This window comes from Paenibacillus chartarius (assembly GCF_042432825.1).
Classification (GTDB): Bacteria; Bacillota; Bacilli; order Paenibacillales; family NBRC-103111; genus Gordoniibacillus; species Gordoniibacillus chartarius.
The window spans coordinates 73,020-99,611 of record NZ_JBHLWN010000012.1; the positions used below are offsets into that span (position 1 = coordinate 73,020).

At 48.1% G+C, this 26,592-nt stretch carries 30 protein-coding genes; 25 read left to right on the plus strand and 5 right to left on the minus strand.

Features of this window, described 5'->3' with window-relative positions; genetic code table 11:
• Nucleotides 1-2: 2 nt before the first annotated feature.
• Nucleotides 3-1,658, minus strand: a complete 1,656-nt coding sequence (locus ACFFK0_RS01760; RefSeq protein ID WP_377468034.1) for a multicopper oxidase family protein — start codon at nucleotides 1,656-1,658, stop codon at nucleotides 3-5.
• A 338-nt stretch (nucleotides 1,659-1,996) separates the two neighbouring features.
• Here ACFFK0_RS01760 and ACFFK0_RS01765 point away from each other — a divergent pair, with 338 nt between their 5' ends.
• The 16 genes from ACFFK0_RS01765 (at nucleotide 1,997) to ACFFK0_RS01840 (ending at nucleotide 15,765) form a co-directional block, all read left to right on the plus strand.
• The gene (locus tag ACFFK0_RS01765) at nucleotides 1,997-3,421 is read left to right on the plus strand and encodes an MFS transporter (RefSeq protein WP_377468036.1); all 1,425 of its coding nucleotides are present in this window, start codon (nucleotides 1,997-1,999) and stop codon (nucleotides 3,419-3,421) included.
• Nucleotides 3,422-3,523: 102 nt separating this feature from the next.
• Complete coding sequence (locus ACFFK0_RS01770) at nucleotides 3,524-3,862, plus strand: metal-sensitive transcriptional regulator (protein ID WP_048743981.1); 339 nt, start codon at nucleotides 3,524-3,526, stop codon at nucleotides 3,860-3,862.
• Between the two features lie 127 nt (nucleotides 3,863-3,989).
• On the plus strand, nucleotides 3,990-4,319 hold the full coding sequence (locus ACFFK0_RS01775) for a metal-sensitive transcriptional regulator (protein WP_048743983.1): 330 nt from the start codon (nucleotides 3,990-3,992) through the stop codon (nucleotides 4,317-4,319).
• A gap of 33 nt (nucleotides 4,320-4,352) precedes the next feature.
• Nucleotides 4,353-4,553, plus strand: a complete 201-nt coding sequence (locus tag ACFFK0_RS01780; protein WP_048743986.1) for a cation transporter — start codon at nucleotides 4,353-4,355, stop codon at nucleotides 4,551-4,553.
• Between the two features lie 29 nt (nucleotides 4,554-4,582).
• Nucleotides 4,583-7,030, plus strand: coding sequence for a heavy metal translocating P-type ATPase (locus ACFFK0_RS01785; protein ID WP_377468041.1), 2,448 nt, complete (start codon nucleotides 4,583-4,585; stop codon nucleotides 7,028-7,030).
• 22 nt (nucleotides 7,031-7,052) lie between these two features.
• Nucleotides 7,053-7,976, plus strand: a complete 924-nt coding sequence (locus ACFFK0_RS01790; RefSeq protein ID WP_377468043.1) for a DUF8832 domain-containing protein — start codon at nucleotides 7,053-7,055, stop codon at nucleotides 7,974-7,976.
• Between the two features lie 22 nt (nucleotides 7,977-7,998).
• The gene (locus tag ACFFK0_RS01795; RefSeq protein WP_377468045.1) at nucleotides 7,999-8,619 is read left to right on the plus strand and encodes a nitrite reductase; all 621 of its coding nucleotides are present in this window, start codon (nucleotides 7,999-8,001) and stop codon (nucleotides 8,617-8,619) included.
• A 47-nt stretch (nucleotides 8,620-8,666) separates the two neighbouring features.
• Nucleotides 8,667-8,891 carry a glutaredoxin family protein gene (locus ACFFK0_RS01800; RefSeq protein ID WP_377468094.1) on the plus strand — a complete coding sequence of 75 codons (225 nt, stop codon included), beginning with the start codon at nucleotides 8,667-8,669 and terminating at the stop codon, nucleotides 8,889-8,891.
• A 103-nt stretch (nucleotides 8,892-8,994) separates the two neighbouring features.
• On the plus strand, nucleotides 8,995-9,849 hold the full coding sequence (locus ACFFK0_RS01805) for a class I SAM-dependent methyltransferase (RefSeq protein WP_377468048.1): 855 nt from the start codon (nucleotides 8,995-8,997) through the stop codon (nucleotides 9,847-9,849).
• A gap of 43 nt (nucleotides 9,850-9,892) precedes the next feature.
• Nucleotides 9,893-10,564, plus strand: coding sequence for a TVP38/TMEM64 family protein (locus ACFFK0_RS01810; RefSeq protein WP_377468050.1), 672 nt, complete (start codon nucleotides 9,893-9,895; stop codon nucleotides 10,562-10,564).
• 108 nt (nucleotides 10,565-10,672) lie between these two features.
• Complete coding sequence (locus tag ACFFK0_RS01815) at nucleotides 10,673-11,365, plus strand: response regulator transcription factor (protein WP_377468052.1); 693 nt, start codon at nucleotides 10,673-10,675, stop codon at nucleotides 11,363-11,365.
• The gene (locus tag ACFFK0_RS01820) at nucleotides 11,362-12,432 is read left to right on the plus strand and encodes a sensor histidine kinase (protein ID WP_377468054.1); all 1,071 of its coding nucleotides are present in this window, start codon (nucleotides 11,362-11,364) and stop codon (nucleotides 12,430-12,432) included. The genes ACFFK0_RS01815 and ACFFK0_RS01820 overlap by 4 nt, the downstream gene beginning before the upstream one ends.
• 138 nt (nucleotides 12,433-12,570) lie before the next feature.
• Nucleotides 12,571-13,476 (plus strand): F510_1955 family glycosylhydrolase, encoded by a 906-nt coding sequence (locus tag ACFFK0_RS01825; RefSeq protein WP_377468096.1) that lies wholly within the window; start codon nucleotides 12,571-12,573, stop codon nucleotides 13,474-13,476.
• A gap of 13 nt (nucleotides 13,477-13,489) precedes the next feature.
• Nucleotides 13,490-14,782, plus strand: a complete 1,293-nt coding sequence (locus ACFFK0_RS01830; protein ID WP_377468056.1) for a cell wall-binding repeat-containing protein — start codon at nucleotides 13,490-13,492, stop codon at nucleotides 14,780-14,782.
• A 242-nt stretch (nucleotides 14,783-15,024) separates the two neighbouring features.
• Nucleotides 15,025-15,354, plus strand: a complete 330-nt coding sequence (locus tag ACFFK0_RS01835; protein ID WP_377468058.1) for a four-helix bundle copper-binding protein — start codon at nucleotides 15,025-15,027, stop codon at nucleotides 15,352-15,354.
• A gap of 168 nt (nucleotides 15,355-15,522) precedes the next feature.
• Entirely contained in the window at nucleotides 15,523-15,765 is a 243-nt protein-coding gene (locus tag ACFFK0_RS01840) for an SHOCT domain-containing protein (RefSeq protein WP_377468060.1), read from the plus strand.
• A 161-nt stretch (nucleotides 15,766-15,926) separates the two neighbouring features.
• Here the strand turns inward: ACFFK0_RS01840 and ACFFK0_RS01845 are convergent, their stop codons facing one another.
• The 4 genes from ACFFK0_RS01845 to ACFFK0_RS01860 form a co-directional block, all read right to left on the minus strand.
• Entirely contained in the window at nucleotides 15,927-16,379 is a 453-nt protein-coding gene (locus ACFFK0_RS01845) for a putative iron-sulfur cluster-binding metallochaperone (protein ID WP_377468063.1), read from the minus strand.
• A gap of 87 nt (nucleotides 16,380-16,466) precedes the next feature.
• On the minus strand, nucleotides 16,467-17,120 hold the full coding sequence (locus tag ACFFK0_RS01850; protein WP_377468065.1) for a class I SAM-dependent methyltransferase: 654 nt from the start codon (nucleotides 17,118-17,120) through the stop codon (nucleotides 16,467-16,469).
• Between the two features lie 7 nt (nucleotides 17,121-17,127).
• Complete coding sequence (locus ACFFK0_RS01855; RefSeq protein WP_377468067.1) at nucleotides 17,128-19,257, minus strand: heavy metal translocating P-type ATPase; 2,130 nt, start codon at nucleotides 19,255-19,257, stop codon at nucleotides 17,128-17,130.
• Nucleotides 19,247-19,618: an ArsR/SmtB family transcription factor gene (locus ACFFK0_RS01860; protein WP_377468098.1), complete on the minus strand. Its 372-nt coding sequence runs from the start codon at nucleotides 19,616-19,618 to the stop codon at nucleotides 19,247-19,249. The genes ACFFK0_RS01855 and ACFFK0_RS01860 overlap by 11 nt, the downstream gene beginning before the upstream one ends.
• A 280-nt stretch (nucleotides 19,619-19,898) precedes the next feature.
• On the opposite strand from ACFFK0_RS01860, the gene ACFFK0_RS01865 reads away from it, so the two are divergent.
• The 9 genes from ACFFK0_RS01865 (at nucleotide 19,899) to ACFFK0_RS01905 (ending at nucleotide 26,218) form a co-directional block, all read left to right on the plus strand.
• A complete protein-coding gene (locus tag ACFFK0_RS01865) occupies nucleotides 19,899-20,330 on the plus strand; it encodes an arsenate reductase ArsC (RefSeq protein ID WP_377468069.1) in 432 nt (143 codons plus the stop codon).
• A gap of 14 nt (nucleotides 20,331-20,344) precedes the next feature.
• Entirely contained in the window at nucleotides 20,345-20,668 is a 324-nt protein-coding gene (locus tag ACFFK0_RS01870; protein ID WP_377468071.1) for an ArsR/SmtB family transcription factor, read from the plus strand.
• A 15-nt stretch (nucleotides 20,669-20,683) separates the two neighbouring features.
• Nucleotides 20,684-22,096 carry an arsenic transporter gene (locus ACFFK0_RS01875; RefSeq protein ID WP_377468073.1) on the plus strand — a complete coding sequence of 471 codons (1,413 nt, stop codon included), beginning with the start codon at nucleotides 20,684-20,686 and terminating at the stop codon, nucleotides 22,094-22,096.
• A gap of 30 nt (nucleotides 22,097-22,126) precedes the next feature.
• Complete coding sequence (arsC, locus tag ACFFK0_RS01880; RefSeq protein WP_377468076.1) at nucleotides 22,127-22,552, plus strand: arsenate reductase (thioredoxin); 426 nt, start codon at nucleotides 22,127-22,129, stop codon at nucleotides 22,550-22,552.
• Between the two features lie 10 nt (nucleotides 22,553-22,562).
• Nucleotides 22,563-23,033 carry an ArsI/CadI family heavy metal resistance metalloenzyme gene (locus ACFFK0_RS01885; RefSeq protein WP_049869721.1) on the plus strand — a complete coding sequence of 157 codons (471 nt, stop codon included), beginning with the start codon at nucleotides 22,563-22,565 and terminating at the stop codon, nucleotides 23,031-23,033.
• A gap of 3 nt (nucleotides 23,034-23,036) precedes the next feature.
• Nucleotides 23,037-23,480, plus strand: coding sequence for a protein-tyrosine phosphatase family protein (locus ACFFK0_RS01890; RefSeq protein WP_377468077.1), 444 nt, complete (start codon nucleotides 23,037-23,039; stop codon nucleotides 23,478-23,480).
• Nucleotides 23,481-23,584: 104 nt separating this feature from the next.
• A complete protein-coding gene (locus ACFFK0_RS01895; protein ID WP_377468079.1) occupies nucleotides 23,585-24,034 on the plus strand; it encodes a MarR family winged helix-turn-helix transcriptional regulator in 450 nt (149 codons plus the stop codon).
• A gap of 51 nt (nucleotides 24,035-24,085) precedes the next feature.
• The gene (locus tag ACFFK0_RS01900; protein ID WP_377468081.1) at nucleotides 24,086-25,141 is read left to right on the plus strand and encodes a flavin-containing monooxygenase; all 1,056 of its coding nucleotides are present in this window, start codon (nucleotides 24,086-24,088) and stop codon (nucleotides 25,139-25,141) included.
• 264 nt (nucleotides 25,142-25,405) lie between these two features.
• On the plus strand, nucleotides 25,406-26,218 hold the full coding sequence (locus ACFFK0_RS01905) for an arsenite methyltransferase (RefSeq protein ID WP_377468083.1): 813 nt from the start codon (nucleotides 25,406-25,408) through the stop codon (nucleotides 26,216-26,218).
• The last annotated feature ends 374 nt before the right edge of the window (nucleotides 26,219-26,592 follow it).

Genomic DNA, 26,592 nt, shown 5'->3' on the forward strand with positions numbered 1-26,592 from the left:
CATTATTCCGGTTTATTCCCTGCATTCGGGTCTGCAACAAAATTTGTCTTATAGTCTGTATATTTCAGCTCCGTTACCATGCCGGCAGAAGCATGATGCAGATCATGACAATGGAACATCCAGTTCCCTTCATTATCTGCTTCGAATACGACAACGTATTCTTCGCCCGGCTTCAAATTCAACGTATCCTTTATGATTGGAGATCCTTCAAGCGGTTTCCCGTTCTTGCTTAGCACTTGAAAGAAGTGACCGTGCAGGTGCATCGGATGGTCGTCAGTTTTCGAGTTATTGACAAGGCGAACCTTGACGGTATCTCCTTTTTTGACGTTTATCGGTTCGGTTTCCGGAAACGTTTTTCCGTTTATGGTGTAGACCATTTCGCCGTTTTTCATTTCGGTATTCAAATTCATCGTGTATTCCAACGTATACTTCTGATCTAACGTAAAGTTGGCTTTGCCTGCTTGGCCGTAACGGCTCATATCGACAGCCGTCAGCTTCTCTGCTTCATTCGCTTTGTCGGAACCGGCGGGAGCTCCTTCATAAGCAATCGTGGCTTTCATCCCTTTAACAGCAGCTTTGTCGCCGTGGTCCTCGATCAACCATTGGCCCGGATTGCTGGCGACAAATTCAATATCGTAACGTTCTCCTGGAGCAATACTTACGACATTATCTTTCAGGATACCTGGATTGTTTATAGGTTGTCCGTCGGTAGCAATAACTTTGAATTCATGTCCGTGCAAATGAATTTGATGAGACAGAAAGCCCGCATTGATCAAACGGATTCGAACTTTATCTCCTTCCTTAACAGGGAGCTGATCTACCAGCGAACCGGATTTTCCATTTATGGTATACAGATCGTACATGCTCATATCGTGTCCCATATTCATGGAACTATTATCGGTATTGGTCGACGCTTTGTTTTCGTTCCCCATATTCATCGTACTGTGATCCATGCCGGACATATTGCCAGACATGTTCATGCTGGATTTATTGTCTTTGCCATCCGAACTGCCCATATTCATTTTGCTATGATCCATTTCCGACATGTTACCTCCGGACATATTCATGCCGGACATTTCCCCGGAGCTCATCCATTCATCGAGGACAAGTGTATAATCACGGTCAACGTCGGTGCCTTCTTTCGGTTCAACGATGAATGCCCCATACAATCCGCGATCCAACTGATTTACACTATCCTGATGTGAGTGGTACCAGTAAGTGCCAGGGACATCTGCTTTAAACTCGTACGTAAACGACTGGCCTGGTTGAACGGCATTTTGTGTTACGCCCGGAATGCCGTCCATGGCGTTGGGTACAGGAACGCCGTGCCAGTGAATTGTGACTGGCTCGGGCAACTGATTTTTAAGATTGACCTTTATCGTATCTCCTTGTTTAACCCGAATTTGCGGGCCGGGAACGGAATTGTTGAACGTCCAAACCGGCAACGTTTTTCCAGGGGCTATTTCCTGATTGCTCTGGGTGGCAGTCAAAATAAATTCTTTTCCCGTTAACACAACGGACTTTTCCGTTTGAGCATTTGGCGTTTCGGGAGTTTCCTTGATTCCCTCCATGTTCATTTTCGAATGATCCATTCCGCTCATTCCACCAATCGAACCTGAACAACCGGCCAATATAACAGATAAAGCTCCGATTGCCATTATACTTTTGAGCCTCCAACATAGCTTCATAGCTTATTCATTCCTTTCTGTAACTGAACTTCCCATAGATCAATCATAGCCGAAGCCTGTGTAGAACTTTTGAAGAACGGAAGGAGTTCGCAGAGAAAGGTTTAGTTCTTTATACTTTCGTACACCGGAGCCATTTATAATTGCGAAGGGGCAACTCCAACTTAGGGGCTGTCTTTTTTCAATTTGCGTGAACAAAATTTGCTGACAAAATCTTCTTGACAAATAGGGTAGGGGGCTATACTATTTTATCGAAGGTGGTCAGTGCACTGACCAAACCAATTCAAAATTTCAGCAAGGAGGAAATCAAAATGTCAACGCAAGCAAATGTAATTGCAGCGCCGGATGCACGAAGATGGAGAGCCTTATTTTTGCTTTGTCTCGCACAATTCATGGTGATTATGGATACATCCATTATCGGGGTGGCGCTTCCGGCTATAAAGGAAGCGCTCGGCTATTCTCAAGATAACCTGCAGTGGATATTCAACGCATATGTTATATTCCTGGGGGGCCTTATGCTCCTTGGCGGACGCCTATCTGATCTGTTTGGCCAGCGAAGAATGTTTATGCTGGGCTTTCTCATTCTTTCCATGGCGTCTTTGCTGGCCGGTCTTGCCTGGTCGGAGGCAGCAATGAATACCGGTAGAGCCCTGCAGGGGCTAGGATCGGCGTTCATTTTGCCAGCCGCGCTGACGATTGTGATGATTTTATTCAGTCATAACCCGAAAGAACTGAATAAGGCGCTCGGTTTTTGGGGAGCCTCAGCGGCAGCTGGTGGTACTGCGGGGGTGTTTCTTGGCGGTGTCATTACCGAGTGGCTCAGCTGGAACTGGACATTCCTCATCAATATCCCGGTAGGGATATTCGCATTGATTTATAGCATGAGGGTTCTTCCAGCCGGAGTTCGTCAGAAGGGGAGTGTTGATGTTATCGGCGCGCTGGCGATCACAGCGGCGCTTGTGCTCGCTGTTTATGCTATTGTTACGGCGGAGCAAGTTGGCTGGGGATCAGTTCAGACGATTACCTTGCTTCTCATTGCCGCATTGCTGTTATTCGTATTCTTTGTGATTCAAAAAGTAAAGAGAGAGCCCCTTATACCGCTTGGCATATTTGCCGTGCCGAACTTACTTGTCGGCAACATTGCTTTTGGCCTGCTGGCGGGTGCGTGGATTCCGTTATGGTTTTTCTTGAATTTGTATTTGCAGCAAGTATTACGGTTCTCAGCATTTGCTGGCGGCGTAGCTCTTGTCCCGATGACGGTTCTCGTCATGGTTGTCATGATCGGATTAACGGGGCGTTTAGTCGGACGATTTGGTTTTAAAAGCATTCTGGTTATCGGGCTTCTTGTTCTGGCAGGCTCTCTGTTCCTGTTAGCTGGCTATACGCCGATCAACGGGAACTTTGTGGCCAATGTGCTTCCGGCATCTTTGCTTGGCGCACTGGGAATGGCGCTTGCCTTCATCCCCGGCACTATTGCTTCGATGTCAGGGGCGAAGCCAGAAGAAACGGGCCTCGCATCAGGGATCGCCAATACAAGCTATCAGATCGGTTCTGCGATTGGTCTTGCCATCATGTCTGCGGTGGCAGCCTCCTGGACAGGCGGGCAGCTTGAGCAAGGGACAGAGCAAATTGCCGCACTGAATACCGGCTTCCATGCGGCGTTTATCGGCGCGGCAATAGCCGCACTCGCAGGCGCGTTCATTGCGCTGCTTTTCTTACGGAAACCGAAGCAATAAGAATTTGACGATGACGATTCAGCTTCGGCTGGGTCGTTTTATGTTTTCTTTGTATAGGGTAGGGGGACTATGGTACAATAGTGAGAGAAAGGAGTGATTTGGATGGAGCAACTTACGCAAGATGATGCCCAGACGCCTACCCACGATTCATGCTGCACGAACGGGCGGCAAAGTCACCATTCTGAAAAGACGAAAAACAATTTGATAAGCCGCCTCAACAGAATCGAAGGTCAGGTTCGGGGGCTTAAAGGTTTGATTGAGAAGGATACTTACTGCGATGATGTGCTAAATCAAATTTCATCGGTCCAGTCCGCATTGAACGGTGTAGGAAAACTTCTTTTGGAGCATCATATGAAGAGTTGTGTGATCGAACGTATTCAAGATGGAGAGAACGAAGTGATCGACGAGCTCCTAGTCACCATTAATAAGCTTATGAAATAAGGAATGGCCTGGGATTCGTGAGAATCCCTTTTGTTTGGATTCAAAAATAGGGTTGGGGGGTAATGTAAAATAAGCGTTGACACATATAGTGTAGGGGGGTATACTACGAATCAAGGAGGTGCTGACGATGGACGTTATGGAAGTGAAGGCTGAAGAAGCATGCTGTTCGTCCGAAGATGGCCGAAGAAGTCACCATTCACTTGCCGTAAAGTCGGACCTGACCGTTCGCCTAAATCGTATTGAAGGGCAAATTCGCGGTGTGAAAGGCCTCATTGATAAAGATACTTATTGCGATCAGGTGTTAAATCAGATCGCCGCCATCCAAGCTGCACTAAACGGCGTGCGAAAAGTTCTTTTAACAGGACACCTTAAAGAGTGTGTGGTGGAGCGTATCCAACAAGGCGATGCCGAAGTCGTAGATGAGCTGCTGCAGACCATTCAAAAGCTGATGAAATAAAAACCAATAAACAGTCAAAGGAGAAATGAATCCATGAAAAATGTAACGTTGAAAGTTGAAGGTATGTCTTGCGGACACTGTGTCAATTCGATTGAAGGGGCTTTGAAAACAATCGGGGCAAGCGGCAAAGTCGATCTCTCGGGAGGAACGGTAGCTGTAGCGTACGATGAAAGCCAACTGACGATAACTGCCATTAAGGAAGCTATTGAAGAACAAGGATACGACGTAGTGTAACGAATCGGAAAAGAAACGAGGTGTTCGTGATGGATGCAGCCAGGCTGGAAACGGAGCAAACGTCCCTGCAATTAACCGGTATGACATGCGCCGCTTGCGCAAACCGGATTGAGAAGGGACTCAATAAACTCGAAGGTGTGACGGAAGCGAACGTGAACTTTGCCCTGGAACGGGCGACGGTTACGTACGATCCGAAAAAAGTAAATGTCGCGCAAATGGAACAAAGCATTCAGAAACTCGGCTACGGTACGGCAAAAGAAGTCGTTGATTTCAAACTGGAAGGCATGACCTGCGCGGCTTGCGCGAATAAGATTGAGAAAGGCCTTGGCAAATTGCCCGGCGTCACGAACGCTTCCGTTAACTTCGCGATGGAAACCGCTCGGGTCGAGTACAACGCGGCCGATGTATCTATCTCCGATATGCAGCAACGCGTGGAAAAGCTGGGCTATAAAGCGATACCGAAGCAAGACGAAGCCAATACTTCGGAGCATCGCGAGAAAGCCATTTCACAACAAAAGCGCAAACTGCTCATCTCCGCCGTTCTTTCGCTGCCGCTGCTCTGGTCCATGGTCAGCCACTTCTCGTTCTTATCCTGGATCTGGATGCCTGAACTCTTCATGAATCCGTGGTTTCAATTGGCGTTGGCTACACCAGTTCAATTTTACATTGGCAAACAGTTCTATGTGGGCGCGTTCAAAGCGCTGCGGAATAAGAGCGCCAATATGGACGTACTCGTCTCGCTCGGAACGTCAGCTGCATACTTTTACAGCTTATACTTAACAATTGAATGGGCCTCAATGGGCAGCATGGCGCATCACGGTCCATCGATGTACTACGAAACGAGCGCGGTCCTCATCACTCTCGTTATTCTCGGGAAGCTGTTCGAGTCGCTGGCTAAAGGCCGTACATCCGAAGCGATCAAGACGTTGATGGGCCTTCAGGCGAAAACGGCTCTCGTTGTTCGGGACGGGCAGGAAATGACGATTCCGGTCGAAGACGTACTCGTCGGCGATATCGTGGTGGTGAAACCGGGGGAGAAGATCCCGGTGGATGGGGAAGTGCTGGAAGGAAGTTCGTCGGTCGATGAATCGATGCTGACCGGCGAAAGCATCCCGGTCGAGAAAAAAGCCGGAGACAGCGTGATCGGTGCTACCGTCAACAAAAACGGCAGATTGAGATTGAAAGCGATCAAAGTCGGCAAGGAAACCGCGCTTGCCCAAATCATTAAGGTCGTGGAAGAAGCGCAAGGCTCGAAAGCGCCGATTCAACGGGTAGCGGATGTCATTTCCGGAATCTTCGTGCCGATCGTCGTAGGGATTGCGGTTGCCGCATTTCTGGTTTGGTACTTCTGGGTGACACCCGGCGATTTCGCAAATGCGCTGGAGAAAGGGATTGCGATCCTGGTCATCGCCTGCCCTTGCGCACTGGGGCTCGCTACACCGACATCGATTATGGCGGGCTCCGGCCGCGCCGCGGAGCTTGGCGTGCTGTTCAAAGGCGGCGAGCATCTGGAATCCACGCACAAAATCGATGCGATCATTCTCGACAAAACCGGCACCGTAACGAAGGGGAAACCGGAACTTACGGATGTTGCCGCTGCAAATATAGACGAACATGCTTTTCTTCGCTTAGTTGGCGCTGCCGAGAAGGATTCCGAGCATCCGCTTGCGGAAGCGATCGTTGCCGGAATCCGGGCTAAAGGCATCGAGCTTCCGGCAACGGAACAGTTTGAGGCGATTCCAGGGTTTGGTATTCGTGCCGTCGTTGAAGGCAAAGAGGTTCTGGCCGGTACGCGCAAGCTGATGGCGAAATATGACGTTTCGGTTGAACAGGCGCTTGATCGGATGACGCAGCTTGAAGAAGATGGAAAAACGGCGATGTTGATCGCGGTTGACGGAGCGTATGCGGGTCTCGTCGCGGTGGCCGATACGATTAAAGAAACATCGAAAGAGGCTGTAACGCGGCTGAAAGAAATGGGCATAGAGGTGATCATGATCACGGGAGACAACGAACGCACCGCACGGGCGATTGCGGGGCAAGTCGGCATCGATCATGTTCGCGCCGAAGTGCTTCCAGAAGGCAAAGCGGAAGAAGTGAAGAAGCTGCAAGCGCAGGGTAAGAAAGTGGCGATGGTCGGCGACGGTATCAATGACGCCCCCGCGCTGGCGATGGCAGATATCGGCATGGCGATCGGTACCGGTACGGACGTGGCCATGGAGGCCGCCGACGTCACCCTGATGCGCGGCGATCTGACGAGCATTCCGGATGCGATCTACATGAGCCGCAAGACGATGAGTAACATCCGCCAAAACCTCTTCTGGGCGCTCGGCTACAACACCCTCGGCATTCCGATTGCCGCGATTGGACTGCTGGCCCCTTGGGTTGCGGGCGCGGCGATGGCGCTCAGTTCCGTGTCCGTCGTCCTTAACGCCTTGCGGCTGCAGCGTGTCAAAGTACGCTCTGCATCGAACTTGTAATGAAGTGGAGTTGATATAAACCATGAAGAAGAAAATCATCCTCGTCGCTGCGGCGGTACTTGCGTTAAGCATATTGGCCGCATGCGGCAAAGCAGGGGATAAGAAACCCGCAGGCGGAAATAATCATGCCGGTCATGGAGCCATCAGCGGGCAAGAGAACGCCGAGAAGCCTGCAGGAAACGAGAAAAAGGAGGCGGGAGAGATGGATCATGGAGGCGGCCACGGCGGCCATGGCGCAGATGCGAAGCCTGCTGCGGAGAATCTTCAAGCATCATTTGCCTTCCCCGCAGGTGCCGCAAAAGCAAATGAAGAAACAGAATTGACCATTCAAGTGAAGGATAAGGACGGGAAACTGGTCAATAAATATGATGTCAATCACGAGAAATTGCTTCATCTCATTATCGTCAATCACGATTTATCGTTCTTTAACCACATTCACCCCGAGTTTAAGGGAGACGGCACATTTACGGTGAATACGTCGTTCCCGGCTGGCGGCGAGTACAAAGTGTTTGCGGATTTTATTCCGACTGGCGGGACCAATACAACGCTCAGCGAGTGGGTGAAGGTGGAAGGCAAAGAAGGCAAGCATGCCGCGATTGCAGCTGACGCAAATCCTGTGAAAGAAGTCGATGGCAAGGAAATTGAGCTCTCTATGAGCGCCACCAAACCGAAAGAAGACGTGACGTTGACCTTCAACATTCGCGACGCAAAGACGAAGAAGGGGATCAATAATCTGCAGCCTTATTTGGGCGCGGTTGGCCATGTCGTGATTCTTTCGGAAGACGCAAATCAGTATCTTCATGTTCATCCGATCGATGAGAAAGCAACCGGGCCGGATGCGAAATTCGCGACTTCTTTTCCGCAAAGCGGCACGTTCAAAATTTGGGGACAATTTCAGCACAATGGCGAGGTGTTCACCGTCCCCTTCGTCGTCAATGTGAAATAACGGATCGAAGAGGAGAATGATCATGGGAGATAAGACGAAACTGGCGGTATCGCCTGTGATTCAAGTCGGGGGAAGCCTATTTACGCCGGATCAACTTGCCAAGATCGGTACGGTTGTCGGTTCAGACGCCAAAATTGAAATGACCTCGTTCAAGCAGCTTTACGTGGAAGTGCCTCTTGATGAGCGAGAAGCCATCCAGGAAGAACTGGAGCGTGCCGGTCTGGAAGTATATCCGGCCGGATTTGCGACCAAGAGCCTGATCGCCTGCAACTTCTGCAAAGGTGCGGAAGAAGCCGGTCTGGAGACGGCTCGCATCTTGAATCGGGCGATCGCTGGCATCGCGACGCCCACGCCGCTGAAGATTGGCTACGCAGGCTGTGCGCTGGGCACAAGTGAACCGCTGCTGAAAGATATCGCTGTCGTCAAAATGCGGGATACATTCGATATTTACGTTGGAGGAGAACCTAAAGGCATCAAAGCTGCGACGGGTCGGCTGCTTGTCTCCGGCATATCAGAGGAACGACTTGTTCCTGTTGTATCTACGCTTATTGATTTCTACAAGCAACAAGCAAAAGGAAAAGAGAAGTTCAGCAAATTCGTGGATCGGATCACGATGGAGCAGTTGAAACAAATCGTCGCGTAAAGGAGCGAACTTCCATACCGAAAATCGATTCGAAAGAACCAATCAAAATTTACTCGATCCCGACCTGCAGCGACTGCCACTTTGCCAAGCGCTATTTCAATGAGCATCAAGTTCCCTATGTTGACTACAATTGTGAAGAAAATATCGAATATGCGAAAGAAGTTCTGGAGCTGACAGGAAAGCAGGTCGTACCGACCATCGTCATTAAAGACAAGGTGTTTGTCGGTTTTGCCGAGAACTTGAATGAAATAAGCAAACTCCTTGTAGGCTAAGAACTTATAGGCAAGTCTCGCGCAGGCTGCTATTTGTGTCCGTGACTAAAGAGGGGTTGCCTTAATCCGAATGTTAGGAGCATTCATAAGGAGAGGTACTATCGTGGCGTCCGATCAAAATGAAGAAACATCAAAATCATGGGAAACCGCAGAGCAAGTAGCGGCTTGGAATCGAAGCAGAGCCGATCGAGAAAGGCTTCTTGGGGAAGCGACGGAGCTTATGCTGCGGGAAGCTGGCGTTAGGGAAGGAACGCAGCTTCTGGACATAGCGGCGGGGACCGGGGACCAGACGTTCAAGGCCGCCCGGATGATCGGTCCGGCGGGAAATGTGGTTGCTACCGATATCTCGGCAACCATGCTCCAGGTCCTTGCCGAGATCGCGAAACAAGAGTCGCTCACAAATATTCAAACGCATGTCATGGATGCCCAGCATGTAGATTTGCCGACAGACACCTTTGATGCGGCTATATCCCGTCACGGTTTGATGTTTGTTCCGGAGCTGGAGCAGGCCTTGACGGGTATCCGAGAGGTGTTGAAAACAGGCGGTAAATTCGCGGCACTCGTATGGTCGAGTCCGGATAACAACCCGACCTTGTCCCTGCCGATGACTATCATTTCACGATATGCAGGCATCCCCATTATGGAAGGCGGCAAAAAACCAGGCGTGTTCTCACTTGGTAACCCCGACTTACTGGCAGAAGCCTTTCAGACGGTGGGCTTCCGGGATGTAACGGTACAGGCTATCCCGCATGTTCACCGCTATGCTTCGGCTGTGGAGTTTAGCCGACGTGGGCGAGAAGAGGTATCCGCCGGTCCGCTGGGCGAGATCATTAAACGGCTCAGTGAGGAAGAACGCAAGCAGATGCATATGGAAATTATTCGTGCGCTGCAGACATTCGAAGGGCCGGCAGGATTTGTTGGGCCTTCAGAATCGCTCCTAGTTGTGGGGATCAAATAAATGGGCTTGCGCGCAGCTTTCCTTTGGAGAACGGAATGGAAACATGATTAAAAAAGGATTGGTTGTTCTTCTTTATGGGGTCGTGATTGCCGCCGTCATGACCTTCAAGGACTCTCTACTTTCATGGCTCTCTCTTGGAGGCATGGAGCGTCTTCCATGGATGATCGGGGCTGCCATCCTTCTTGCGATGATTCCGGTCGTTCCTTTTGGGATTGTAGCCGGAATTATCGGGGCCGCGTATGGGCCGATCTGGGGCAGTTTGATCAATGTGGCCAGTTCAACCGCCGCGGCAGCCTTGACCTTTTGGGCGGTTCGGTTGATTTTTCAGGAACGAGGCCGCCAGCTCATGGCTTCAGTGAAAGGAACAGAACGTTTTATCTTCCTTCTGGAGCGTAATGCGTTCTTTGCGGTCATACTGGCTCGCTTGTTACCATTCGTCCCCGCGGTAATCGTCAATATCGGTGCGGCACTCTTCCGAATGTCCTTTGGAAGTTTTATTATGGCCACTGCGGTCGGGAAAGTACCGGTCATGGTTATGTTTGCCGTCATGGGGAGTCAGTTGGATTCAAACTGGCCCGTTATGCTACGGACGCTGTTCATTTACATGTTCTTTCTGGTGGTTGTATACGCAGGCCGTCGAGGGTGGCTTCGCTGGATGGAACCCCTTTATAAAAAAGAACCGGCTGATGAATACTATAGAGGAAAAGGGGACTGATTCGGGTCGCCCTTTTGTTGTTTCTGCACGGCATCTTTGCATCTACATCAGTTCTACATAAGTCATGGGTAAAGTGATACGTAGAGGCGTTATTCGCGGAGGATGGTCATGAAAACGATATTGGTCGTCGATGATGAATCGAAAATTCGGGATGTGGTTGTATCCTACTTGAAAAAAGACGGTTTTCAGACCGTTGAAGCCGAAACGGGCAGCGAGGCCATTCGGCGCGTGCAAAACGAATCGATTGATTTCGTCATCCTGGACCTTATGCTTCCGGATATGGAGGGCGAGCAGGTTTGCCAAGCGATTCGTCAAATCCATTCTGTTCCGATTTTGATGCTTACCGCCAAGGTTTCCGAGAATAATCGGATTAAGGGGTTATCCATGGGGGCCGACGATTACTTGATCAAGCCCTTTGACCCACGCGAAGTAGTGGCTCGGGTTCGGGCGATTATGCGGCGTACAGACGAGTATCATTTGCTTGCGGATCGCCTGGCCTTTAATCAAGGGGAACTTATCATTGATTCGTTAAAGCAGCAGGTATTCCGTGACGGCCAACCGGTGAACCTGACCCCGAATGAATATAAGCTGCTGCTTGTCCTGGCCAAGCATCCGCAGCGTCACTTTTCACGAGACGAGCTTGTGGAACGCGTGCTTGGCTATGATTTTGACGGTGATAGCCGAACGATCGATCAGCATGTAAAAAATATCCGGCAAAAAATAGAGGGCGACCCCAAGTCCCCAAATTATATTGTGACGGTGTATGGAACCGGCTATCGATTTGCAGGAGGAACAACATGAATAAGCGTCTGCATACCCGTTTGGCTCTGATTATTATCGGGATTGCTGCTGGCATTGTCCTGATTTCAACCATTAGCGTCATTTTGACGACACACTATCATTTCTCCTTGTATCAAGCTCAAGCCGGTATGACGCACGAATTACCCGAACTGAATTATCATTTGGAACAAGCGTTGATGCAAACGATCATCTGGACGTGTTTAGTTGCGATTGTACTTGCCGTATTTCTCGGTTTTTATGTGGCCAAACGAATTTCGGCTCCTCTCATTCATATGACGCGAGTCGCGGAACGCATGACGGACGGGGAATGGAGTACGAGAGTGGACATTCAAGGGAAAGATGAGCTTGCAGACTTGGGCGCATCGCTAAATACGCTGGCAGAGCAGTTGCAGCAGCATGAGCAACTGCGCGTCACGATGACCGAAGACATCGCGCATGAGTTGCGAACCCCTTTGGCTACGCTCAAAAGCCATATGCGTGCCCTGGAAGACGGGATTTGGGAGCCTACGCCGGAGCGTATCCATTCCTGTTATGAAGAAATCGAACGATTGACGCAGCTTGTGGCCGAATTGGAAGACCTGACGCATGTGGAGTCGCCCGGTTTTCAATTGTTGCAAAAAGAAGAATCATTGGCGGCCATCATCGAGAGAGGCGAAGAACTGGTTGCTGCTGCCTATCGTGAAAAAAACGTTTATCTACGGTGTTCCGTAAGCCCTCATATTCATGTTTTTGTCGATCATGATCGCATGATTCAGGTGCTTGTGAATCTGCTTAGCAACGCTCTGAAATTTACTCCTGAACACGGAGAAGTGCGAATTGAGGGGAGTGAAGACAGCGGACATGTTTGGATCCGAGTTCAAGATACGGGAACGGGAATCCCACAGGAGGACTTGCCCTATGTGTTCGAGCGATTTTACCGGGCGGATAAGTCCCGCAATCGGAAGACCGGGGGCAGCGGCCTGGGGTTAACCATCGTCAAGGAATTGATTGCAGCCCACGGCGGGGAAATTTCAGCCGAGAACCGGGAAGGTGCCGCTTTTACAATTCGGCTTCCCAAAAGACAGTAGAACGTTCTACATCGAATCTTCAAAAGTATCGATTACACTGTATATGACTTGCATTTTTAACGAATGGTTTGGAAATACATGGGGGACACTGGATTCAGGTCTCTTTTTTACAGAGGGGGGTATTTTTTTTTGAAAAAGATGACGATGCTTGCACTAGCGGCAGTACTCTTGATCGGGACCACGGCATGCTCAAAAAAGGTAGAGCAAGCGCCGAATTCCAATGCGAGTACCACTTTTATGCACCTACATGGCCTTGGTTACTCTGCAGACGGAAAACGGCTTTTCATTCCCGTTCACAACGGATTACAGGTATATGCAGACGGTTCATGGAATGAAGGTCCGGGAGAGAAGCACGATTATATGGGTTTCACCGCCGTCGATGACGGATTTTACAGCAGCGGCCATCCAGCACCGGGTTCGAAGTATAAAAATCCATTAGGACTTGTGAAAAGTACGAATGACGGGAAAACCATCTCGGTTCTCGCTCTTGAGGGAGAGGTTGATCTACACGGTATGACAGCCGGGTATCGTTCGCATACGCTATACGTGGCGAACCCGGAACCTAACTCAAAAATGAAACAGGCAGGGCTGTTTTATAGCAAGGATGAAGGGAAAACCTGGACAAACAGTCCTGCAACCGGTCTCCAAGGGCAGATGACAGCAATCGCAGCTCACCCTTCTGATGCATCGATCGCTGCTGTCGGTACAACAACAGGCGCCTATCTAACGAGGGATTACGGTCAGAGGTTTACCCCATTGGTTCCGGAACAACCGGTTTCGGCCCTGACTTTCACGGATTCCGGCAACGTACTGGCAGCTACCTCCGGCCCCAATGCTTCACTGCTTGAAATCAATATAGAGAGCCAACAATCGTTGGCGATCCAGACGCCAAGCAAGGAGACGATCACCTATGTTGTCCAGAATCCGGCGAATCTGAAAGAGCTGGTCATCGCAACGGAACCCAAAGATGTCTATCTTTCTACCGATCGCGGCGCTACATGGATACAAATTGCAGAGAAAGGCAAAACTATCAACCGAAAATAGGAGGTTTTTAAGCATGAAAAAAGGCTTGAAAATCGGTATTATTTCGGCGGCTACAGCATTGGCCCTGACCGGATGCTTTAACAAATCCAATTCTTCCACTCCACACGATATGAGCACCATGGGCCAGCAAACCGGTTCGGCACAAAGCCCGGCCAGTACGGTATCGGTGCCGTGGATTGCCTCAAAAAACACGACGCGCATCAATACAAGAGACCCGGTGGAAGCTGCAGTGCTTGTTTCGAAAACGTTGTGGATGGCAACCAGAGATGCGAACCGTCCTGGAGGCGTCATTCTGGCGAACCCGAAAGATTGGCAAACGGCCCTTGTCAGTGCAGATTTGATTCATCACCCGAATAACGGCCCAGTACTGTTTGTAAATAAAGATAATGTACCGGATGTAACGCTTAATGAATTGAAAAGACTAAAACCGATAGGGACGGACACGAATAAAGGAACCCAGGTTATATTGGTCGGGGATCTTGATCCTAAGGTAGAGAAACAGGTAAAAGCGCTTGGCTACAAGACGGACAAGATTGCAGGGGGCAACCCGGCAGCCGTAGCCAAAGCTGTAGATGCTTATTATACCGCTGTCGCGAAGGGAAATCCGCCTTCGGTCATTATTGGTTCAATGGACAGCGAAGAATATACGATGCCAGCAGTGAATTGGATTGCTCATATGCCGGAGCCGCTGCTTTATGTTAAAAAGGATGAGGTTCCGCAAGAAACCGTGGATGCTTTGAAGACACGTGGAGGAAAAGCCAATATTTATTTACTTGGGCCAGAATCAATTATTTCGGCCAAAGTTCAAGAACAATTGGGTCAGTATGGGAAAGTAGTTCGTATTGCGGGCAACGATCCATATGCGAATGCCGTTGCCTTCGCGAAGTATAAAGATTCGGCAACCGGTTTTGGCTGGGGAATCACAACACCGGGCCATAACTTTTCGTTCGTCAATAAAGATTCCACAGCCTTGGCACTTGCGGCGGCTCCATTCTCGCATTTAGGCAAACATGCACCGCTTCTCTGGACGGACAAAGACAAACTGCCGGATACGGTGATGTCCTATGTCATGTCGGTTCAACCGAAATATAAAAAGGAACCAACGGAAGGGCCCTACAATCATGCTTGGTTAACGGGGAGCGAGGATTCGTTGTCCGCCGTGGCGCAAGGGGAGATCGATTCCATGCTGGAGATCGTATCGGAGACTGGGGAAGGGCATGGCGGCGGAAATACAAAGACAGAACCGTCCCCTAAACCAAGTGAGGGCACAACCGGAGGCGGCGAAATGCCGGGCATGAAGCATTGATTATGAGGTCGAATATAAATTTCCAAATGAAAACAGGTGTCTGGAGATGATGGGGATGATGGGGAATTACGGATGGTCGTGGGTTATGATGCTATTTTGCGCGTTGTTTATGGCTGCCATTATAGGTGTTGCCGTTTATATAGCGGTCAGGCTGGCTTTAAGAAAAACTCGTATATAGTGTATCGAATTCGCTCGTTTGGGTAAAACATAACAGATACATCATTTGGAATGGAGGGTAACCCATGTCCCACGAGCAATTTCAACATTGTATTGATGAGTGCATAAAGTGTATGCTTGCTTGCAATCACTGTTACGACGCTTGCTTGAATGAAGATCACCTTGCGATGATGAAAGATTGTATCCGGCTGGATCGGGAATGCGCCGACCTTTGTGCTTTTGCTGCGCAAGCAATGTCCCATAACAGTTCCTATGCGAAGGAGCTTTGCCGAATTTGCGCCGACGTTTGCGAAGCATGCGGGACTGAGTGTAAAAAGCATGAAGAAGAGCACTGCCAGCGCTGTGCCGACGCCTGTTTTTCTTGTGCAAAAGCTTGTAGGTCTATGGCGAATTAGCTACAATGACAGCCTATTCCCAGAGTTCTGGGGGATAGGCTGTTTTAACTGATGCGTAGGCTTCGACTGTTGGAGACAGTTGGAGCCTACTTTTGTTGAATTGAGGGGACTGTATTCTTGCATTTGGACGACGGTTGTTGTATCAGTACATAAAGAGAGGTGTTCACAATGATGGATGGCATGATGATGGATCGTTCGATGATGGTCATGATGTGCATTATGATGTACATCGGTGCGATCATCTTTATACTGACTGTTGGAGCAACGGTGTACGTTGTTGCTCGATTACTGATGATGAAGAGCCGTGTTGTGGATCGTCCCTTGATTTTGCTTAAAGAACGGTACGTCAGAGATGAAATTGATGATGATGAGTATTTGCGAATGAGAAAAGTCATCAATGACGTCAAATAAGGGTAAATGAAATTTTGTATCTAATCACCCGTCGTTTGTTTGGGGGATTTGGGATTTTTGGTCGGGTGAAACGTAAACAAAATGAACAGACTGCGGGTAGTCTCAGCGAAGCTGACACTACCCGCAAAAATGGGGAAAATTCGGAGCTACATTTCTTTTCGTCAGTTCAAACTTCGTATATACGTGGTAACATTGCCCAAGCAGCAAGCCCCTTGAGGGTTGTTTACTTCGCAGCCACAGCGATTCGATTGAACATGTTTTTTTATTTGTTCAATTGGCCGTTGATTATCACTAATTGCTTGAAAAAGGCGTTCTCTCGTCCAATTAAAGCAATAGCAAACGGGAACACCCATGCCGGAGTTCTTTTGGAATACAGATACTTTTAAGGCGTTCTCTTCAAATGTTTGCGAATGAGTACCACTGAAATAAACTGTATTACACGAAGGGTTTGGACAGAAATAATATGTGTTATCTGGTTCGATGGTTTCCAGAAAAGAAGCTATAAGTAAAGACTTTAGTGTAATGAGAGGTACACTTTTGCCTTTTTCTCCGCAAGAAGGACAACTGGTTGTCTTGGATGTTTTCAGGTTGTTGGACGGTGTGCAGCAATCCATACAAAAAGCAACTCCTTAAAGGGAGTAGTATCAGTTCAAGCTGACACTACCCGCAACATTTTATAACATATTTATTGTCATTCTTCCTCATTTTCCCCTTCCTGTCACCTGCCATGAGTTATCTTGTAATTTTTCTAAGCATGATTTTCGGTACATACCGTTAAATAGGGCTGATGCATCTTCATCCACTCGAATCTGTTTCTCGTAGGGCATAATGATTTGCTCAAAATGAAGACCGATGTCTGTACCCATCAATGCTACGACGGGGCGAAGAATTTTCTTCATTACAGGCAACTCCCGAGATGGAGGGGCAAACTTATCGAAAATGAGTATACGTCCCCCAGTTCGCGTAACCCGAATCATTTCTTGAAAACATTGGTTCGGATCAGGGACTACGGATAAGATCAGATTCGCAATGACCATATCGAATGATTCCGGTGAAAAGGTCAAATTTTGTGCATCCATTTCCATGAAAGTAACGTTTGGAGTGTCATATTGATTCTTAGCTCGACCAAGTATTTCGGGTGACAAGTCGATTGCAGTAACAGAAACATTTTTGCCCAAAATGAACTGCAAGTCTGCTCCCGTCCCTATACCCACAAAAAGAACTTTGCTGTTAGGCGTAATGTCGAGACTCTCAAAAATCTTTTTCCGGGCCTTTAAAAAAGGCCCAGAATTAAAAAGGTAATCATAAAACGGTGCCCAGAACTTATAGATCACTTTATTCCAACGGTTATTCATAGCCGGGTTACTTACCTTTGACTTTTAACAGACGAAGGCTATTCAATGTAACAATAAGCGTAGCCCCCATATCTGCGAAGATGGCCAACCATAACGTCAACCATCCAGGGACAATTAGAGCCAAAGCTAACAGCTTAATCCCAAGTGAAAACGTAATGTTTTGCTTGATAATCGCAAGTGTCTTTCGGCTGAGTCGAATCGTATAGGGTAATTTGTTCAAATCGTCAGCCATTAAAGCGATATCTGCGGTTTCGAGAGCTGTATCCGTACCCGCGCCGCCCATAGCGATACCAACCGTTGAAGCCGCAAGCGCGGGCGCGTCGTTGACGCCGTCTCCAATCATTGCAACATTGCCATAATCTTTACGAAGCTGCTTGATGTAATCTAATTTATCTTGCGGCATGAGGTCGGCTTTAACGTCTGTAACATTTAACCGCCGCCCGATAGCTTCGGCGGTTGCTTGATTATCACCTGTAAGCATAATCGTTTTCTTGATTCCAATTTCATGTAGTTGCTTAATTACGCCTGTACTGGAATCACGCACTTCATCTGCGACGGCTATTAAGGCAAGAATTTGTTGTTCTGTGCCTAGTACCATAACCGTTTTCCCTTGTTTTTGTAGAGCTTCGATACTTTGATTCGTTTCAACATTCATATCGGAGTGAAGTTCTGCAAAGAGTTTTGGGCTACCGACGTAATACAATTCCCCGTTTACTCTTGCTTTAACGCCTTTCCCGGTTATGGATTGGAAATCCTCAACGGCGAGGGATAAGTCGGCTCCGAGATTTTCAGCTTTACGAACAATAGCGGAAGCAAGCGGGTGTTGCGAACCTTTTTCGATAGCTGCCGCGATAGCAAGCAATTCTTTTTCGTCTTTCGTTCCGAAAGTATGGACATTTGTTACTTCCGGGAATCCTTTCGTCAGCGTACCCGTTTTATCGAATGCGATTGCGGCAAGGCGACCAGCTTCTTCAAGGTGTATGCCGCCTTTGATAAGGACGCCATTTTTCGCCGCGTTTCCGATAGCTGTAACAATCGAAACAGGTGTCGAAATGACCAATGCGCAAGGACAGCCGACGACGAGTAACGCTAATCCCCGATATACCCAATCGCCCCAATCAGCGCCGACGAAAAGAGGGGGCACAACGGCAATACCTAATGCCAAAATCATAATCGCGGGCGTATAGTATTTCGCAAATCGGTCAACGAACGCTTGTGAAGGTGCACGTTCGGCTTGTGCTTCTTCAACAAGGTGAATAATTTTGGAAATGGTTGTATCCTCGACGTGCTTCGTTACTTTGACCTCAAGCAATCCTTCTTCGTTTAATGTGCCTGCGAAAACTTCATCATCAATTGTTTTCGTTACGGGAACCGATTCGCCGGTTATCGCGGCTTGGTTAATGGTTGATGTCCCTTTAATAACCACGCCATCCATTGCGAGTTTTTGACCTGGCTTTACAATCATGACGTCGCCAACCTGTATATCATCGACGCTTACCGTCATTTCTTCGGAACCACGTCGGATCAGTGCTTCTTTCGGCGCAATATCCATAAGGGAACGAATGGATTGACGCGCTTTTTCCATGGAGTAACGTTCCAAAACTTCACTAATCGCAAACAAGATAACAACAGTCGCGCCTTCGCCCCATTCTCCGATCGCCGCGGCACCGATGATGGCGACCGTCATTAGTGTATTCATATCGAATTGAAGCCGGAAAAGATTCTTGATTCCTTTTTTGAATAATTCGTAACCGCCGATGAGAATAGAAGCCACGTAAGTAACAGCGGACAAGACGCTTTCCTCACCATACTGCTCACTCAAAAAGTAACCCGTGGCAAGCAAGATGGCCGAAAGAAGAACATTCCAATGTTCTTGCAAGAAGGGTTTTTTCTTTTCAACAGCCCGTTGCTTTTCAGGTGTAACTTTCAGGCTTTCAAATGATCCAGCCTTTTCCAAATCCTTCACTGTGGTACTTCCATAAACGGTAATCTTGGATGCTCCAAAATTGACTTGTGCATCTTTTACGCCAGGCAAACCTTTTACATTTTTCTCGAAAATGCCTGCACAATTCGTACAGGTAAAGCCTTGAACTCTGTAGACGTTTTTATCTTCGGTGTTTTCAATTTTATTTTCCATTGGTGATCAACTCCCGCGAATGAGTAGAAGCTAGCTGTACCAGTTGACGAACATGGTCGTCTTCTAGCGAGTAAAAAACTAATTTGCCTTCCTTGCGGTATTTGGCTAGGCCAAGCTGCTTTAAGGTGCGAAGATGATGTGAGGCTGTGGCCATCGAAGAACCGATGATGTTAGCCACATCACAAACACATAATTCATCTTCTTCGCAAAGGGCAAAAGCGATTTTCATTCTTGTTTCGTCAGCTAAAACCTTAAACATCTTTATCATGCCTTGAATATTTTGTCCTTCAAGTGCATGTTGTACCTTACGGACTTTTGGTTCGTCATAACAATAAATTTCACATGAGTCCTTTTCTTTCATACCGCTCATATGATTCTCACCTCTTAATCAAACGAGTATTTGATTGTTATCATACAACAAACTTTTCGATTATTCAAATGTATATTTGATTATCTCTCAAGCGTATCTAAAATATTCACCGATAATTTTTTTGGCCCGGAACCAATAATTGGTAGATCCTTCACTAGTAGCGGCTTTTTTTTCAACGTTGATACTGCGTTAACAATTGGCGTATATGATCATAATAGAAATAAGCAAATAATTATATGGCTATTTACAACGGGCAGGGGAGTGTGGGAGAATGAAACGGGAAGTCAAACGGATTTATTTCCTTTGCGGGCAAAATCGGTGCCGAAGTCAGATGGCTGAAGCTTTTGCCAAGTTTTATGGCGGGGATCATGTGGTGGTGGAGAGCGCCGGATTAAATCCATCCAATGAAGTGCATCCTTACACCATTGAAGCCATGCGCGAGGTAGGCATCGATCTTTCCCAGCATGTTTGCAAAAAAATTGATATGAAGGTTTTTCTTTCGTCGAATGCGATCGTCAAGCTGTGCGAACAAGTTGTGGAGCGGTGTCCCATCGTGCCGTTCAAGATCATGAACGTCGATTGGAACATCACTGATCCGCTGGGCGAAGACGGCGGCAGCCTGGAAGACGTGAAGAGAGCGCGTGACGAGATTCGGGAGAAAGTGATCGGGTTGCTAAAAGGGATGGACATTCCCGTCGCTTAAAAGGAGTGAAGCAGTTGAGCAAACTAGAAGAAGTAGCGGATGCCATGAAGCTATTGGGGGACCGGAATAGGCTCACCATCGTAGCCTTGTTGCAGGTGAAGGAACTGTGCGTGTGCGAGATCGTGGACATTTTGAAAACAAGCCAGCCCAATATCAGTCAGCATATGCGCAAGCTGCGGGACGGGGGCTTGGTCAAAGAGTCGCGCAGGGGGCAATGGGTTTATTATTCGCTCTGCCTGGAAGACAAGCCTTATATTTTGGATATTCTAAAGGAAATTCCTTCGCAAGCGGCGCTGATTGAGCCTGCCGTTTGCGAAACCAATGATTGCTGTACGTAGTTCAGGAGGACGCATATGGTTTATGTAGCGATTTTCATTTTCTTGGTAACGTTGCTTTTTGTCATCTGGCAACCGAAAGGATTAAACATCGGCTGGTCGGCAAGTGCCGGAGCGATCCTTGCTTTATTATTTGGCGTGGTCAGCTTCGCTGACGTCGGCACCGTAACTGGCATCGTGTGGAATGCCACCTTGGCGTTTGTGGCCATTATTTTAATCTCACTGGTACTGGATGAAATCGGATTTTTTGAGTGGGCTGCGTTGCATATGGCGCGGCTGGCACGCGGAAACGGTCTACTCATGTTTGTATTTATCATCCTGCTTGGATCGGCGGTTGCCGCCCTGTTTGCCAACGACGGCGGGGCCTTGATTATTACCCCGATTGTACTCGCCATGGTCCGGGCACTTAAGTTTGATGAAAAGATGGTCCTGCCGTTTATTATGGCCAGTGGGTTCATTGCAGATACGGCTTCCTTGCCGCTTGTCGTCAGCAACTTGGTTAACATCGTATCTGCGGATTATTTCAACATCGGTTTTGCGGAATACGCGAGCCGCATGATTGTTCCGAATTTCTTTTCCGTCATTGCGAGCCTCATTGTGCTGTATCTGTATTTCCGGAAAAGCATCCCGAACACTTACAATCTCACGCAACTGAAAAGGCCGAAGGAAGCCATCAAGGATATGCGGCTGTTTAAGTTATCTTGGGTCATTTTAGCCGCGCTGCTTGTTGCGTATTTTATCAGCGAATTTTTCTCGATTCCTGTATCCATTATTGCCGGGGTTGCTGCGATTGCCTTTTTGTTCGCGGCGAGAAAAAGCCCTGCGATTCATACCTGGAAACTGGTAAAAGGCGCTCCTTGGGCTGTCGTAATTTTCTCTATTGGCATGTATGTGGTCGTTTATGGCTTGAGCAATGCCGGACTTACGGATGCACTGGGCGGCGTCATTCAAGCGATCGCAGACAAAGGGTTATTTGTGGCTACCGTAGGTATGGGCTTTATTGCAGCCATCCTGTCGTCCATTATGAACAACATGCCAACGGTCATGTTTGATGCGCTAGCCATCCAAGGTACACAAACCGATGGCTTCATTCGTGAGGCGCTGATCTATGCGAATGTGATCGGTTCGGACTTAGGACCGAAAATTACGCCAATCGGCTCCCTGGCTACGCTGCTTTGGCTGCATGTCCTATCCACGAAAAATGTGAAAATCAGATGGGGCTATTATTTTAAAGTCGGCATTCTGTTAACCATTCCCACATTGTTTATTACGCTTACCGGTCTTTATGTATGGCTTTATGTTCTCCAGACGCTACAGGTGAATGTATGGCTATGTATTGCGGTGATTGTGATCGTCCTGGTGGTCGTTGCATTGATCATGAAGTCTTATATGGGAAGTAAACAAGCGAAAAGAGTTCATCAAGGCGATTAACGAATTGAAATCAAAAGGAGATTGTTCACCATGGAAAAAAAACCATTCATTTATTTTTTGTGCACCGGGAATTCTTGCAGAAGCCAAATCGCGGACGGGTTTTTAAACGCGCTAGGCGGCGACAAATATGAAGTCAAAAGCGCGGGTCTTGAAGCACATGGACTGAATCCGCGCGCGATACAAGTCATGCAAGAAGCTGGCGTGGATATTAGCAAAAACACCTCCGATGTGATCGATCCAGAACTTTTGAATCGTGCCGATTATGTCATTACCCTGTGCGGACATGCCGACGAGCATTGCCCTGTGATCTCCAACAAGAACGTAACAAAATGGCATTGGGGTTTTGATGATCCGGCAAAAGCAACCGGAACGGAAGAAGAAATCATGAACCAGTTCCGCAGTGTTCGCGATTCGATTAAGAGCCGGATTGAACAATTCGTCAAAGAAGGGAAATGAGGTGGCGACGATGATCAAACGAATGCATGTTGCTTTAAACTGTACGGAGCTGAACAAGTCTTTGGAGTTTTATCGCGCTTTTTTTGGGGCAGAACCGAGTAAGGTTAAAGATAACTACGCCAAATTTGAGTTAGAAGAACCGGCGCTTCATTTTTCGCTCAATGTACGTCCCTTCGAACAAAAGGGTGTTCTGAACCACTTGGGATTCCAAGTGAATAATACGGAAGAAGTGCTGGCCATGGGGGAGAGGCTCCGTCAAAGCGGACTGCTGCTGATAGACGAGATGAATACCACATGCTGCTATGCGGTACAGGATAAAGTTTGGGTATATGATCCGGACGGCAACGCTTGGGAGATTTTCTACACAAAAGAAGATTCCGAATTCGAATCCGCCGGAGAAGCCAGGGATTTGTCCCTGTGCTGCGCACCGCCAGCGGCCCCGGTTCCGATTGAGTTTGGATCGTTTAAAAAAGGAGTATAGTCCATGTCGTCTGAAAAAACCTACCATGCTTTGATTCCGGATAAAATTTTCATGGGCGCGGCAACTGATGTGGAATCGATGGTGAAAAATGAAGGTATCGACGTGATCGTGGATCTTCGCGGCGAAGCGACGGAATGCGCCTATCCAGCGGCGAGTGCGAAATGGATTCAAATTCCGTTAGCGGATCATGCCGCTATGCCGCAAGAAAAAGCTTTCGAGCAAGCGATCCAGGCCGTCATTGAAGCTTATCACCAAAACAAGAAAGTTGCTTTTCATTGTGGCGGAGGAAAGGGACGGACCGGTACGGTAGCCGCTGGCACCTTGCTTGCTTTGGGATTAAGCGATACGCTTGACGAAGCCGAGGCCAAGGCGAAGAGCATTCGCAACATCCTTGATATTAAACCATCACAGAGAGAATCCCTGAACAAAATATATTCCGATAAATAAGCACGCTAGAAACCACTCCAACCGAGTGGTTTTTTCTCTTTGCGATTAAATCATTTGCAATTTGCAAGTAAATACTGTATAACTAAGTCATGAGGTGAACCACAGTGGAAAATGTTCGCGAACTATTTCAAATCATGACACGCCGTTTTGGGTTTCTCAATAAAAATTGCTGCTCCGCTGGTGGCTGCGATATTTCCTTAGTGCAAAGCCATATTCTTTACGAGATCGATCGCCATCATCAACCGTCCATTCAGCAGGTAGCCGAGGCGTTAGGGACCGATATTACGACCTTTAGCCGACAAATCCAATCGTTAATTAAAATGAATTTGGTCAAAAAATCGCCCGATCCGAACGACCGCAGGGTGTATGTGCTTTCGCTCACGACAGAAGGGAAGTACGTGGCCACGACGATTGACCAGCAAATGAACGCTTATTTAGCTGAAGTTTTCTCTCACATGAACGATTTTGAAAAAGAAACGGTCATTCGCTCCATTAAGCTATTGAATGAAGCGATGTCAAAATCCAGCCTATGCTGTTCCACCCCCATCGGGTGATTTCTTTTCTCATATACTTGCAATTTGCAAATAAATCGGAGAGTGTTGGGTATGAATGAGGTATTGGATACGATTGTCATTGGAGGGGGGCAGGCGGGTCTTGCATCCGGCTATCATCTTCAGAAGAAAGGACTTCGATTTCTGATTTTGGACGCGAGCGACGAGGCGGGGGGCTCGTGGCCGCGTTATTACGATAGTCTCAAACTGTTCTCTCCGGCACGCTTTTCGTCGATGCCGGGCATGACGTTCCCCGGCGATCCGAATGGCTATCCCAAGCGTGATGAAGTCATTCGTTATTTACAGGATTACCGGGCAAAATTTCAATTGCCGGTCCGAACCAATCAACGCGTAGCATCGGTCGAAAGGGATGGAGAAGGGTTTACGGTCCGTACGATGGTAGGGGATACGTTTCGGGCACGCACCATCATTAATGCGACCGGCTCATTTCACAATCCCTATACGCCAGTTTTACCGGGGCAGGAGGCGTTTCAAGGCCGCACACTTCATTCCTCCGAATACCGGAATCCGGAGCCATTTCGCAATCAACGCGTAGTGGTGGTCGGGCGCGGCAATTCTGCCGTACAGATCGGAGTTGAGCTGGCCGAGGTGAGCAAGACGTCTTTAGCGGTACTCCGGCCGGTCCAATTCATGAAATCGAGGCTGTTGGGTCAGGATGTGCATTTTTGGATCAAACTGATTGGGTTTGACACCTTTCCATTTTGGCGGTTCGGGAAAACCGCGCCGAGTTCAAGTGCGGTGAACGATTCGGGCGGTTACAAAGAAAAAGTAGCGGCAGGAAAACCGGATCAACAACCGATGTTCACATCCTTTTATGAGGATGGCGTCATTTGGCCGAACGGGAGAAAAGAGCCGGTAGATACGGTGATCTTTGCGACAGGCTACCGGCCGCATCTTCCCTACCTTCAAGCGATTGGCGCGCTGGATGCGGAAGGAAGGCCGTTACATCAAGCAGGCATAAGCGACGTTCTGGGGCTTTATTATGTGGGGCTGGAAGGGCAGCGTTCCTTTGCTTCTGCTACCTTAAGGGGGGTGGGGCCGGACGCGCAGTTTGTTGTTAAAAAGCTATTGCGTCATCTTAAACGCTGACTGAACCTCATCTAATATTAAGCTACACATTTTCGATAAAGGGGTGCCCCTTATGAACCACAATTGGTACGTTACGGAAACGCTCATGAGACAAAAACAAGACGAAATCGAACGATTTGCTAGGGAAGCTTGGAAATGGTCCAAAGCCACGCGAATGCAATCGGAGAGATTCTTTTTGCGGAAAATTATGCCGGTAACACCAACAGCGTGCTGTGCTACAGGCTGCTGTTGATTTAATAATATTAAACTAAGGAGTGATTATTCATGAATCAGGTAAGTGATGATCATATTCGTCAAAATGTTCGCAGCCGTTATAAAGAAATTGCTTTGCAACCGGTAGAGGACAGCTCATGTTGTGCGCCAACTTCCGCAAGCTCCAGTTGCTGTAATTCACCGGTGGATTACGCGAATGTTTCTGTCAAACTTGGTTATTCGAGCGAGGAAGTAACCGCTGTTCCGGACGGCGCAAATCTTGGTCTTGGCTGCGGCAACCCGCAAGCGATTGCCGAACTACAACCGGGGGAAGTTGTGCTCGACCTTGGTAGCGGCGGAGGTTTTGACTGTTTTCTGGCTTCGCGACAAGTTGGAGAAGCCGGTCGTGTGATTGGTGTAGACATGACCCCGGAAATGGTAAGCCGCGCCCGTACCAATGCCGCCAAAGCGGGAGTTACAAACACAGAATTCCGTTTAGGGGAAATTGAACATTTGCCTGTTTCCGATCAAACGGTAGACGTAATTATTTCGAACTGTGTGATTAACCTATCTCCGGCCAAGCAGCAAGTGTTTGACGAAGCATCCCGGGTTCTGCGCTCCGGCGGTCGTTTGGCGATTTCGGATATTGTCACAACCGCTGAGCTTCCTCCGGAAATCAAAAATGACCTTGATGTGATGTATTCGGGGTGTATTTCCGGGGCTTCCTCCGTTGATGAAGTAAAAGCTATGTTAACCCAAAGCGGATTTAAGGATGTAATTGTAGAGCTGAAGGATGATTCGAAGACATTTATAAAAGATTGGGTGCCGGGATCGAACGTGCAAAACTACATTGCTTCGGCTGTGATTAAAGCCGTTAAACCATAACCGAATAGTTAACAAAAGCTTGATTGACATAAGGCTCCTGCAATTTGCAGGAGCCTTATGCTATAATTCACCTTTATTTCGAATGAATTCACCGACCGGGGAGATAGGACCGTTCGGCTTCCGGTAGACAATTCCGAATGCTATTCCATTATTATCAAGTTAAATTATGTGAGCAGTGACACTAACCAAATGCTAATCCCTCACAAGCACATTATTCTGTCTTTTCGATAGAATTGAAAATATCTTTTGTGATCCGGTGGATCATTTTCACATCAGTAGTCTTCTTCTCTTTTAGAAATTGGTAATGAACTTCTAGAAGTCCGGTGAAAAAGTCCGCGTAAAGCAGGCCTTTATCACGGGTTTGTCGAATTTAT

Bases quoted from the DNA above. Each gene is read 5' to 3' on its own strand.
- ACFFK0_RS01820 (WP_377468054.1), top strand. From the start codon at position 11,362: ATGAATAAGCGTCTGCATACCCGTTTGGCTCTGATTATTATCGGGATT.
- ACFFK0_RS01900 (WP_377468081.1), top strand. From the start codon at position 24,086: ATGAATGAGGTATTGGATACGATTGTCATTGGAGGGGGGCAGGCGGGT.
- ACFFK0_RS01815 (WP_377468052.1), top strand. From the start codon at position 10,673: ATGAAAACGATATTGGTCGTCGATGATGAATCGAAAATTCGGGATGTG.
- ACFFK0_RS01775 (WP_048743983.1), top strand. From the start codon at position 3,990: ATGGACGTTATGGAAGTGAAGGCTGAAGAAGCATGCTGTTCGTCCGAA.
- ACFFK0_RS01840 (WP_377468060.1), top strand. From the start codon at position 15,523: ATGATGGATGGCATGATGATGGATCGTTCGATGATGGTCATGATGTGC.
- ACFFK0_RS01890 (WP_377468077.1), top strand. From the start codon at position 23,037: ATGTCGTCTGAAAAAACCTACCATGCTTTGATTCCGGATAAAATTTTC.
- ACFFK0_RS01770 (WP_048743981.1), top strand. From the start codon at position 3,524: ATGGAGCAACTTACGCAAGATGATGCCCAGACGCCTACCCACGATTCA.
- ACFFK0_RS01905 (WP_377468083.1), top strand. From the start codon at position 25,406: ATGAATCAGGTAAGTGATGATCATATTCGTCAAAATGTTCGCAGCCGT.
- arsC (WP_377468076.1), top strand. From the start codon at position 22,127: ATGGAAAAAAAACCATTCATTTATTTTTTGTGCACCGGGAATTCTTGC.
- ACFFK0_RS01835 (WP_377468058.1), top strand. From the start codon at position 15,025: ATGTCCCACGAGCAATTTCAACATTGTATTGATGAGTGCATAAAGTGT.
- ACFFK0_RS01860 (WP_377468098.1), bottom strand. From the start codon at position 19,618: ATGAAAGAAAAGGACTCATGTGAAATTTATTGTTATGACGAACCAAAA.
- ACFFK0_RS01850 (WP_377468065.1), bottom strand. From the start codon at position 17,120: ATGAATAACCGTTGGAATAAAGTGATCTATAAGTTCTGGGCACCGTTT.
- ACFFK0_RS01830 (WP_377468056.1), top strand. From the start codon at position 13,490: ATGAAAAAAGGCTTGAAAATCGGTATTATTTCGGCGGCTACAGCATTG.
- ACFFK0_RS01760 (WP_377468034.1), bottom strand. From the start codon at position 1,658: ATGGCAATCGGAGCTTTATCTGTTATATTGGCCGGTTGTTCAGGTTCG.
- ACFFK0_RS01855 (WP_377468067.1), bottom strand. From the start codon at position 19,257: ATGGAAAATAAAATTGAAAACACCGAAGATAAAAACGTCTACAGAGTT.
- ACFFK0_RS01795 (WP_377468045.1), top strand. From the start codon at position 7,999: ATGGGAGATAAGACGAAACTGGCGGTATCGCCTGTGATTCAAGTCGGG.
- ACFFK0_RS01845 (WP_377468063.1), bottom strand. From the start codon at position 16,379: ATGGATTGCTGCACACCGTCCAACAACCTGAAAACATCCAAGACAACC.
- ACFFK0_RS01875 (WP_377468073.1), top strand. From the start codon at position 20,684: ATGGTTTATGTAGCGATTTTCATTTTCTTGGTAACGTTGCTTTTTGTC.
- ACFFK0_RS01810 (WP_377468050.1), top strand. From the start codon at position 9,893: ATGATTAAAAAAGGATTGGTTGTTCTTCTTTATGGGGTCGTGATTGCC.
- ACFFK0_RS01765 (WP_377468036.1), top strand. From the start codon at position 1,997: ATGTCAACGCAAGCAAATGTAATTGCAGCGCCGGATGCACGAAGATGG.
- ACFFK0_RS01865 (WP_377468069.1), top strand. From the start codon at position 19,899: ATGAAACGGGAAGTCAAACGGATTTATTTCCTTTGCGGGCAAAATCGG.
- ACFFK0_RS01885 (WP_049869721.1), top strand. From the start codon at position 22,563: ATGATCAAACGAATGCATGTTGCTTTAAACTGTACGGAGCTGAACAAG.
- ACFFK0_RS01790 (WP_377468043.1), top strand. From the start codon at position 7,053: ATGAAGAAGAAAATCATCCTCGTCGCTGCGGCGGTACTTGCGTTAAGC.
- ACFFK0_RS01825 (WP_377468096.1), top strand. From the start codon at position 12,571: ATGACGATGCTTGCACTAGCGGCAGTACTCTTGATCGGGACCACGGCA.
- ACFFK0_RS01780 (WP_048743986.1), top strand. From the start codon at position 4,353: ATGAAAAATGTAACGTTGAAAGTTGAAGGTATGTCTTGCGGACACTGT.
- ACFFK0_RS01785 (WP_377468041.1), top strand. From the start codon at position 4,583: ATGGATGCAGCCAGGCTGGAAACGGAGCAAACGTCCCTGCAATTAACC.